Below are 8,796 nucleotides of genomic sequence, written 5' to 3'. Positions count from 1 at the left end.
GGATTCCCGGTACGTATCCTGCGCCTAGTGGGATGCATGAGGGTGGTTCGTCCAGTCGGGTGGTGGAAATGTCCGAATCTCTGCTTGTTGCTCAGAAGGGCTTCGTCTCCCGCTAAACGCCCAGGTCAACGAGACTGCTCCCCGCGCCCGCGGGGATGGACCCATCAGCGCCACGTACGGCAAGGGCACCGCGCTCTGCTCCCCGCGCCCGCGGGGATGGACCCGTGATCTTGTCTTCCTCGATGCGGTGGGCGACCTGCTCCCCGCGCCCGCGGGGATGGACCCCGGCGGGCGGTCCAGCGCCTACGAGTCCATGCCTGCTCCCCGCGCCCGCGGGGATGGACCCAACACCGTGACCGCCCTCGCGGCGGAGAACGCCTGCTCCCCGCGCCCGCGGGGATGGACCCGACGGCTTCATGTCCCAGTGGGCCTCCGGCATCTGCTCCCCGCGCCCGCGGGGATGGACCCCTGTACGACATCGGCCCGGTGGAGTTCGAGGACTGCTCCCCGCGCCCGCGGGGATGGACCCCCGTGCTGCGGGGGCGCCTCGTGCTGCTCCTGCTGCTCCCCGCGCCCGCGGGGATGGACCCGGGGACGGCCGGATCCTGGCCGAGTCCGAGCGCTGCTCCCCGCGCCCGCGGGGATGGACCCGTCACAGCAGCCGCAGACGCCCCCGTGGCCGACTGCTCCCCGCGCCCGCGGGGATGGACCCTCGCCGAAGAGATCCGCGCGCGCGTCATCCACCTGCTCCCCGCGCCCGCGGGGATGGACCCCGCGCGGCCCGCCAACTGCGGGTCCGCTTCGGCTGCTCCCCGCGCCCGCGGGGATGGACCCCCCCGCCGCCGCCCGAGCGCGTCACGACGCAGCTGCTCCCCGCGCCCGCGGGGATGGACCCCACCGGCACAACCACGGCAACCGCCGCACCGACTGCTCCCCGCGCCCGCGGGGATGGACCCGGCGCGGTCTACTCCCCCATCGACCCCGCCGACTGCTCCCCGCGCCCGCGGGGATGGACCCGCCCACAGCATCGGCTCCAAGCTCATGCCGACCTGCTCCCCGCGCCCGCGGGGATGGACCCGGCCTGCCGGTCAAGTTCCCCCACACGGCGGACTGCTCCCCGCGCCCGCGGGGATGGACCCCTTCTGCCAGCGGCTCAGCGCGGCCCCGTCGGCTGCTCCCCGCGCCCGCGGGGATGGACCCGAGGCCACGTACATCGACGAGGACGGCGGTGTCTGCTCCCCGCGCCTGCGGGGATGGACCCTGCTCGAACTCGCCCGCGTGATGCCACCGCGCCTGCTCCCCGCGCCCGCGGGGATGGACCCCTCGATCATCGTCCATCCCGTCAGGCTCCGGCCTGCTCCCCGCGCCCGCGGGGATGGACCCACGACATGTTCGAGGGGGTCGCCGCCCTGCTCCTGCTCCCCGCGCCCGCGGGGATGGACCCCAAGGTCAAGGAAAACTTCTGGAAGAACAGCACTGCTCCCCGCGCCCGCGGGGATGGACCCGAACACCAACGAGTCGTCGGGCATGACCCGCGCTGCTCCCCGCGCCCGCGGGGATACAGCAGGCGTATGCCGACGAGGGGGAAGGGCAGCAGCAGGAGCTGCCTTGCCTCGCCGGGCAGGCGGGTGGGCGGCGTTAGCCGTTTGAGTCCGGGTCGGCCTTGTCCAACTCGTCCGCCAAGTCGTTCAAGATCGACAGAACGCCGGGCGGCAGGCCCTCGGCGCCGAGACCGCGGCCCCTGACTCGTCCGACCTTCCCCTTGTTCGCGGCGGACATGAGCCGCAGCCCCTCGTACACCTGGCGAACCACTGCCTCGGAAGGTTCGAAGTACAGCGGGGTGACGCCGAAGAAGTTCGCCAGTCCTTGTCGGACGATCAGCGGCGCATCTTCCTCTGTGCCCGTGCGCAGTTCCTCGATGCCCTTCGCCGTGACGACCTGCGAACCCGCGTGCGCGTTGACCCCGTCGGCGATCTCCGCGTCCCCCGGTGGCTGCTGTCCGGGGTACGACCTGTCCAGGAGGAAGGCGATCTTCTCGGTCAGAGTGCGAGGCGGCTCCTCCCCGGCCGCGGGGGCGGCCTCTGCCTCGTCCTCGTCCTGGCCTTGCGTCCTGGCCATGGACCGGTCCTGCGCCCGCGTCAGCTCGTCCTCGGTGACCCCGTACGCCTGAGCCAGCGCCGGGATGTACCTCTCCTTGAGCTTCCGCTCGCCCTTCTCCGCGCCTGCCACAGGACCGTCGCTCTTCGTGCCGATCACTGCTGCCGTCTCGTACCGGTAGAGGCCGGCGTCGCAACGAAGGTCGGTCAGGTCGGGACGGCCGAAGCGAGGGAAGATGTCGTCGAGGTCGCGCCCGAGCACCTGGGCGAGTTGTGGCAGCTTCTCCTGGTCTGGCTCGGCGGCGCCGCTCTCCCAGCCGACGACCGTCGTACCCGCGACGCCAAGCGCCTCGGCCACTTCTGCCTGCGTCTTCTCGGCAGCCCGCCGGACCGAACGCACGCGTTCACGGTCGAACCGTCGAGCTGGCATCACGGACCTCGTTTTTTGGGTAGTTCGAGGAAACCTCGGACCGTTGACTTTTAGGTTGAGCTGAGATAGCTTCATCTTAGCGAAAAAAGAGGGGCCTCGCACGCCCCTCTGTCGTGCTCATCCACCGTGCCACCGGCCTGGTGGACGAGCGGCAACCAGCACTTTCGTGCGCGGGTTGCCCCGTAAATGCCAGCGGCGTCCGAGAGTTCGCACCTCCCGGACGCCGGACAGCGCACGGCCGTTCGCCTCCTGCCAGAGGCTTCACGGTCGCCGAGTCAGCCACTCCGTGTCCTCGCACGGCACTACCGGAGCGGCGTACCAATAGAAGAGTGTCGCATGTACCCCAGTACGGGCTGCAACCCAAGGGGTGCCACCCCCGCGGCAGCGGGCGAGCGACTGGCCAAGCGGCTCGCGCCCATGCTGCCGGGCGCAGTCGAGGTTCGAGTCCGCCTTCAGGGGCCTCGGACGCTGTGGCCACATCTGCGGCTCACCGCCGTGGACGAGCAAGGCCGAGTTGTTCCCGTCGCGCGAGCCAAGGCCCTCACGATCGCGCGTTGGATCATCCGCTCGTTCCCCCATGCCGGATGGGCGGATACGTGTCACGTATTCGACCTCCGTACGGCCACGCTGCACGGGCTGGAAGCCCGATGACGGTCGCGACCACCGCGGACGCCCACGCGACAGCTCTCGGGGCTGCGGAGTTGCAGGGCCTCGCGGCTGTGGTGGGACTGCTCGCCCGCGTCGGCGATGTCGATTCCTTGGTGAACGGACGACCTTCGGAACCCCGTGACAACCGTATTCACGTCGGATACGACGAGGCGGCTCAACGGCTGAACATCCCTGAAAAGTGGCTGCGCGAGCGCATCTCGTTGCTGCCCCATCGGAAGTTCGGGAAGCACGTCCAGTTCGCCGAGGAAGATATCCGAGCCATCTCCGAAATGCACTTCGTAGGACCGAGTGCGACGGACGACAAGGTGAACGGTCCGGCAATCGCGCCGATCCGGCCTTCGCGGTCACGCAAGCGTTCCTGAAACTCCTCTCCGCGCACGCGTGGGAAACCCGCTGAGCGCCATAAGCACAGTGAGACGAAATGAGCACAGACATATCCGGCCTCATCGAGGCTGCGCGTCAGGGGGACTGGTCGCCCCTGATCCGTGAATCCGAGAAGGTGCCCGGAAAGCACTGGGCGGAATCTGCCCATTGTGCCAACTGGAACACCGATCTTTTCGTTCCCACAGGGGACGGACCGCACGAAGACCCCGAAGAAGTGAAGAACAGTCTAGGGGGGTCGCTGAACAAGCCGTTGAAGCTCTGCGCATCCTGCCCGGTGGCCGTTGCTGCCCGTTGCCTGGTCGATTCACTCCAGCAGAACGACGAGTTCAGCATTCGTGCCGGGCTGCTTGCCTCGGAACGGGCAGTCCTGCGTGCCGCGTGGCAGCAGCGCGCAGACGAAACGGCCGTGGCAGGAGCCCTGCGCGGAGCGACGACGGCGCTGAGCAAGGTTGAGCGCGAAGAAGTGGTGGCCCGTTTCGCCACAGATCCCTCGTTGTCCCCTGCTGCTGTCGCACGCGGGCTCGGCGTTACGCATGAGTACCTGCTCAAGCTCGCATGGCGCTATCGGAAGCGCTTCGCGGCGGCCGTGACGTCGCCCGTCGGCAGCACTGAAGCCGCCTGAAGCTGCTCAGGTCAGAAGAGCCAATTTTTTACGCGAGGGCCCCCTTGCGTCATTCGGGAGTTCCTGCATGTTCCCCAACGCTTCGGCCGCTTCGCCGTGCGCAAATCTCAGCGATTCCATATGCGCAATCGCGCCTTTCGCGGTCCTGGTTCGGGTGTATCCAGTTCGTCAAGCTGTCACCCACGTATTCGCTGCGGACTTCCAGCGCGTTTCTGTAGAGCGGAGGTCCGCGAACCAGATTGCCTGGCTGACCAGGAAGCGGTTTTCTCAGGTGGCGGACTGGCGTCGAGCCCATGACCTCCACCTTCCCACGGGGAGCCTTTACCGCACCCCGGAGCCGTACCAGGCGGGATACGTCCCGGAGGATGACTTCACATTCGGCCTCACGCCTGCACGCTACATAGCGGCGTTCGAGGGTGGGAACGGCCGATGAGCGAGACGGCGACGAACTTGGTCTGGTCGGAATCCCAGTCGACCCGAGGTGCTCGCCTGGTGATGCTTGCCATCGCTCGTATAGCCGACGAAAACGGCAAGGCGACAGCGACGCTGGAACAAATATCCAAGCTGACACGTCTTTCGGCGCGTTCCATATCCAAGTGCCTCGTAGAACTGGCCGCTCTTGGTGAACTCGGCCGCCAGCGCGGGGGAGGAAACGCCAACCCGAATAGTTACTCTATTCTTCTCGGCCAAGTACCTGAACGTGCGTCCGCCCCGGCCGTAGAAGTTCCGTCTTCGGTGCCTGAGGCGTTGGAAGCTGGAACAAGCTTCCCGGAAGATGCTTCCCAGAAGGGCACTTCGGTGCCTGCAAGTGAGAATGTTCTTCCTTCGAAGTCGGAAGTTTCTTCCTCGCGTGCGCGTGGTGGTAATACTCCCTACGGGAGTATTACCACCACTCAGAAGCAAGCTGGCTTGCTCGGTCGGGAGGACGGGAAGAAGAATCCCGTTTCGGGTTCCGTGGAAGTTCCCGAAGGCGCCAAGGAGCTGGTCTCGGCGATTACCAGCGCCGGAATGATTGTCGGCTGGCGGCTCGACGAGTCCGAATGGGCACGGGTAACAGCTCTCGCCGACCGCTGGGGTCCGGAACGACTGGTCGAGCTGGTGACGCGTCGATGGAACGTCGACCGACCGCCTCAGTCAGCCCGCTACTTGCTCCGCATCTGGGACGACCTCCCTTCCAGCGGGCCCTCCACATCCTCGACGGAGAACGTCGTGCCCCTGCGGCGCCAGCCGGGCGGTTGGGCGCCTTTCCAGAACACCGCGAAGCCCAGTGCCTACCAGAACGGATTTTGACCATGGCCGAGCCAGTACGCGCGGGGCACTCCGGATCGCTGCGAGCCATCGACCGCATACTTGCCGCGAAAGGGATTCGGCTCCTGCCCGACGGCGCCAACGACCCGTCCCCGGAGGAGAACCCCGGCAACCAGGAATGGCACCGGCGGGCTCGCGCGGAGTACGCGCTGAACCGCTGGCGGTCCGGAACACCACCGCGATTCCGTGACGCCGAAGCGACACTCCCCGAGGTCGCGGCTTGGGCCGACCGCGCCCTTGCGGACAACGCATCCGCAGGTGCCTTGCTCCTCACCGGCCAGACGGGAACGGGCAAGACGCATGAGGCTTACGGAGCCCTCCGCCGCATCGCCTCGGGCGGCCCGGACCGCTTCGAGCTGGTCGCCGTGAACAGCGCGGACATGTACGGAAGCCTGCGGCCGTCGCAGGTCATGGGCAGCTCCGAGCGGGAGCTGCGACGCCTCAGCGAAGTGCAGTACCTGCTGCTGGACGATCTGGGAACGGCTAAGACCTCGGAGTGGACAGAAGAGATCACGTACCGGTTGATCAACTACCGGTACAACCACTGCCTGCCGACGGTCATCACGTCCAACCTGCCCGCACGCGACGACGACGGCCCGGACCTGAGTGACTTCGTCGGCGCCCGTGTGGCCAGCCGTCTGGCGGAGATGGTGACCACTCTGGTTCCCATGATCGGCGACGACCGGCGGCGCGGCGGAAGGGCGGCCTGATGCCCACCCGTCTGAGCGGCACCGTCACAGACGCACTGCCGCTGTCCGGGACCTGCGTCTACGTCGGCCCCCGCAGCGAATACGAGAACCGGTTCCGTGCGGGCGACCGCGCGCCGTCCGTCGCGGGCACCCCGATGGACGCTGCGATGGCGGTAGGTCTCTTCGCCGCCACGCTCCAAGGTCCCGTCGGCCGTTGCTACGCGTCCCGCTTCGCCCGAGACCTGCACGGCTTCGACCTGATGTGCACCTGCCCGCTCGACGTGCCCTGCCACGCCGATGTCCTCCTGGACCTGGCCAACGCCCTCGGCGCCGGAACCACCTCTTGCGCCCCTTGCACCACGGAAGGCCCTCGATGAGTCACCCGATCATGTTCGCCGCCGCCGAGCGTCTCGTTATCGCTGAGCGGTGGCGTAAGGCGGAGCGCGAGGCCGCCTTCCGGACATGGGGCCCGCGGTCGGTCACCGCCGCGTCCAAGTTCGCCCGACAACTCCTCGGTAGCGCAGCGGCCACCCTCGACTGGGACGTTCTCGGGCTCCTCTCCTTCGAAGAGCATCTGCAAGCGGTCGCCGGGCTCGACACGGTCGGCGGCCAGCACCTGGAGCTGTACTACACGAACCAGGGAGGCACGGAGAGGCTCCAGCTCCGGGTGTCCTGCGTGAGCTGTCCCAGCCAGCACGTACACGACGTGACTTCGCTGGAGCAGTTCGGCCAGTTGCTCGCCCAGACTCCGGCCTGGGCGTCGATCAATCCGGGCAACGAGGGTGATCTCTGATGTCGTCCGAGCGGACAGAGGCCGAGCCCGAGCCCGAGGAGAGGGGAATGACGGCCTGGGACTACGGAGCGATCGTCGCGTTGGCGACCGTCGGCTTCATCCTCAGCTACGACGCGTTGCGGCAGGTCGCCGTCGCCGTCCACGTGAGGCCGACGCTCAGCTACGTGTTCCCGCTCGCCGTTGACGGCTTCATCGCCTACGGAGTGAGGGCCATTGTCCTGCTCCGGAACCGGCCCTTCGGCGCGCGACTGTACGCCTGGTTCCTCTTCCTCTTCGCCACCGGAGCGAGCCTCTGGGCGAACGCGCTGCACGCCATCACGCTGAACCACGGACCGGAGCACGGACGGTCCGCCCTGCACCTGGGGGACACCGTCGTTGGCGTCCTGTCGACGCTCGCGCCTCTCGCATTGGCGGGCTCCGTCCACCTGTACATCCTGATGGCGAGGACCGCCGAATCCGCGGTCCGGGGCCATGCCGCGACCGGTCCGGAGCTGGTCCGGCACGACGCTCCAGCCACCAGGAACAGCGCCTCGACCGCAGGCGCCCGTCGACTCCCGCCCTCCCCGGAATCAGCGCTCGCTCCGATCCCCGCAGCCGGTCCGTCCGCCGACCGCAACGGCACCGACGTGCTCGTTGACCTGCGGAAAGAGGGCTCTCCCCAGGAGGTCGCCCCCGAGGCGCCCGCAGGCGCGGACCGGGTGAGCGACACCGTGGACGAGGCGACCGGCCTGACGGCTCCGGCGAGCCCGGACGGGGCGGACGACGGGGAGGTGACGCACGCCCGAGCGTCCGCTGCTTCCCTCCACGCGCAACCGGTCCGCGTCCGCGCGGACGGCGAGGAGGCGTCCGTCCCGGACGGCATCGGCGTCTCGACGGACCGGGAGGCCGACGACGCGTGGCTGGAGGAATTGCTGCCCATCGCGCGGGCGGCCTCCGAGCGGGCCGGACGGATAAGCCGCGACACGGTCAAGGACGCGGTCCGCGCCCACAGGGCGATCGGCAACGACCGCCTGGGAGTCCTCCTCACCCGCCTCAAGGAAGAAGAGGACGGCGCCAGGACGAAACCCGCCTGTTCCCCCGGAGCCCGGTGGTGATCTCATCGCAAGCAACCGTCACGGCCGCTACGGCTCCGTCCGCAGCGGCCGTGCTCGGGATGCTCGACCAGGAAGGAAACACCATGCAGCCAGGAGGACGGACCTCAACGAGCGACGCCGTCCGCGACGACGCCGAGCAGGCGGCGTCCGCACTGGCACAGCACCTCCGGGCAGGCGGAGCACTCACTCCCCTCCCGGTGCCGGACCTGCCCCTGGCCGAAGGCGAGCACACGTACGCCGACGTGACGTGCATGGTGGCCCGCTTCTACGGCACCGAGGTCGCATACCCGGCGCGGGCCGGGTACTTCGAGGACCACCCGGCGTTCGGGCGCCGGTGGGTCTCCAACCGCCGGCTCGACGCCCGTCGACGCCTGGAGGCGGAGGCCGCTGCGGAAGAGCAGTGGCGCGACCACGTGTCCGCGCGGGTCGTCCTCACCTCCACCGGCCTGCGCCTCCTGCCGTCCGGAGAACAGAAGTGGCTGCCGTTCGACCACGCGTTCTTGACCGGGGTCCAGGGCGGCTCCGAGATCGTGCTCACGTACAGCGTGTGCGCACCCCTGCTCCTCGCCGGACCGGCCGCACCGTGGCTCGGCGTGGCCGTCGATCATCTAGAGGGCTCCTCGCACACTCCCTAGTCTTCTGAGTCGGGAATTCTATTCATATTGGTAGGGTTGCTGTGTGTCACGTACGGGACGGCCGAAGGCCGAGTTG

At 68.4% G+C, this 8,796-nt stretch carries 9 protein-coding genes and 1 CRISPR repeat array; of the genes, 8 read left to right on the top strand and 1 reads right to left on the bottom strand.

Features of this window, described 5'->3' with window-relative positions; genetic code table 11:
- Nucleotides 1-134 precede the first annotated feature (134 nt).
- Nucleotides 135-1,566: a CRISPR direct-repeat array (repeat unit 29 nt; unit sequence CTGCTCCCCGCGCCCGCGGGGATGGACCC).
- A 72-nt stretch (nucleotides 1,567-1,638) separates the two neighbouring features.
- The gene (locus ACYVOO_RS10415) at nucleotides 1,639-2,496 is read right to left on the bottom strand and encodes a helix-turn-helix transcriptional regulator (RefSeq protein ID WP_461015359.1); all 858 of its coding nucleotides are present in this window, start codon (nucleotides 2,494-2,496) and stop codon (nucleotides 1,639-1,641) included.
- 677 nt (nucleotides 2,497-3,173) lie between these two features.
- Here ACYVOO_RS10415 and ACYVOO_RS10410 point away from each other — a divergent pair.
- The 8 genes from ACYVOO_RS10410 to ACYVOO_RS10375 all read left to right on the top strand — a co-directional run bounded on the left by ACYVOO_RS10410 (nucleotide 3,174) and on the right by ACYVOO_RS10375 (nucleotide 8,720).
- Nucleotides 3,174-3,557, top strand: coding sequence for a hypothetical protein (locus ACYVOO_RS10410; protein WP_461015358.1), 384 nt, complete (start codon nucleotides 3,174-3,176; stop codon nucleotides 3,555-3,557).
- A 59-nt stretch (nucleotides 3,558-3,616) separates the two neighbouring features.
- Nucleotides 3,617-4,201, top strand: coding sequence for a WhiB family transcriptional regulator (locus ACYVOO_RS10405; RefSeq protein ID WP_461015357.1), 585 nt, complete (start codon nucleotides 3,617-3,619; stop codon nucleotides 4,199-4,201).
- Nucleotides 4,202-4,630: 429 nt separating this feature from the next.
- Entirely contained in the window at nucleotides 4,631-5,491 is an 861-nt protein-coding gene (locus tag ACYVOO_RS10400; protein ID WP_461015356.1) for a hypothetical protein, read from the top strand.
- Between the two features lie 2 nt (nucleotides 5,492-5,493).
- A complete protein-coding gene (locus tag ACYVOO_RS10395; RefSeq protein WP_461015360.1) occupies nucleotides 5,494-6,219 on the top strand; it encodes an ATP-binding protein in 726 nt (241 codons plus the stop codon).
- The gene (locus ACYVOO_RS10390; protein WP_461015355.1) at nucleotides 6,219-6,575 is read left to right on the top strand and encodes a DUF4326 domain-containing protein; all 357 of its coding nucleotides are present in this window, start codon (nucleotides 6,219-6,221) and stop codon (nucleotides 6,573-6,575) included. Before ACYVOO_RS10395 ends, ACYVOO_RS10390 begins: the two co-directional genes overlap by 1 nt.
- Nucleotides 6,572-6,991: a DUF6195 family protein gene (locus ACYVOO_RS10385; protein ID WP_461015354.1), complete on the top strand. Its 420-nt coding sequence runs from the start codon at nucleotides 6,572-6,574 to the stop codon at nucleotides 6,989-6,991. Before ACYVOO_RS10390 ends, ACYVOO_RS10385 begins: the two co-directional genes overlap by 4 nt.
- Entirely contained in the window at nucleotides 6,991-8,085 is a 1,095-nt protein-coding gene (locus tag ACYVOO_RS10380; RefSeq protein WP_461015353.1) for a DUF2637 domain-containing protein, read from the top strand. The genes ACYVOO_RS10385 and ACYVOO_RS10380 overlap by 1 nt, the downstream gene beginning before the upstream one ends.
- An 83-nt stretch (nucleotides 8,086-8,168) precedes the next feature.
- Entirely contained in the window at nucleotides 8,169-8,720 is a 552-nt protein-coding gene (locus tag ACYVOO_RS10375) for a hypothetical protein (protein WP_461015352.1), read from the top strand.
- The last annotated feature ends 76 nt before the right edge of the window (nucleotides 8,721-8,796 follow it).

It is taken from the genome of Streptomyces daliensis (genome assembly GCF_054782395.1).
This window is presented reverse-complemented; position numbering and strand designations above follow the sequence as displayed.

Coding starts and splice junctions, on each gene's coding strand:
- ACYVOO_RS10395 (WP_461015360.1), top strand. CDS start 5,494: ATGGCCGAGCCAGTACGCGCGGGGCACTCCGGATCGCTGCGAGCCATC.
- ACYVOO_RS10390 (WP_461015355.1), top strand. CDS start 6,219: ATGCCCACCCGTCTGAGCGGCACCGTCACAGACGCACTGCCGCTGTCC.
- ACYVOO_RS10385 (WP_461015354.1), top strand. CDS start 6,572: ATGAGTCACCCGATCATGTTCGCCGCCGCCGAGCGTCTCGTTATCGCT.
- ACYVOO_RS10375 (WP_461015352.1), top strand. CDS start 8,169: ATGCAGCCAGGAGGACGGACCTCAACGAGCGACGCCGTCCGCGACGAC.
- ACYVOO_RS10410 (WP_461015358.1), top strand. CDS start 3,174: ATGACGGTCGCGACCACCGCGGACGCCCACGCGACAGCTCTCGGGGCT.
- ACYVOO_RS10405 (WP_461015357.1), top strand. CDS start 3,617: ATGAGCACAGACATATCCGGCCTCATCGAGGCTGCGCGTCAGGGGGAC.
- ACYVOO_RS10380 (WP_461015353.1), top strand. CDS start 6,991: ATGTCGTCCGAGCGGACAGAGGCCGAGCCCGAGCCCGAGGAGAGGGGA.
- ACYVOO_RS10400 (WP_461015356.1), top strand. CDS start 4,631: ATGAGCGAGACGGCGACGAACTTGGTCTGGTCGGAATCCCAGTCGACC.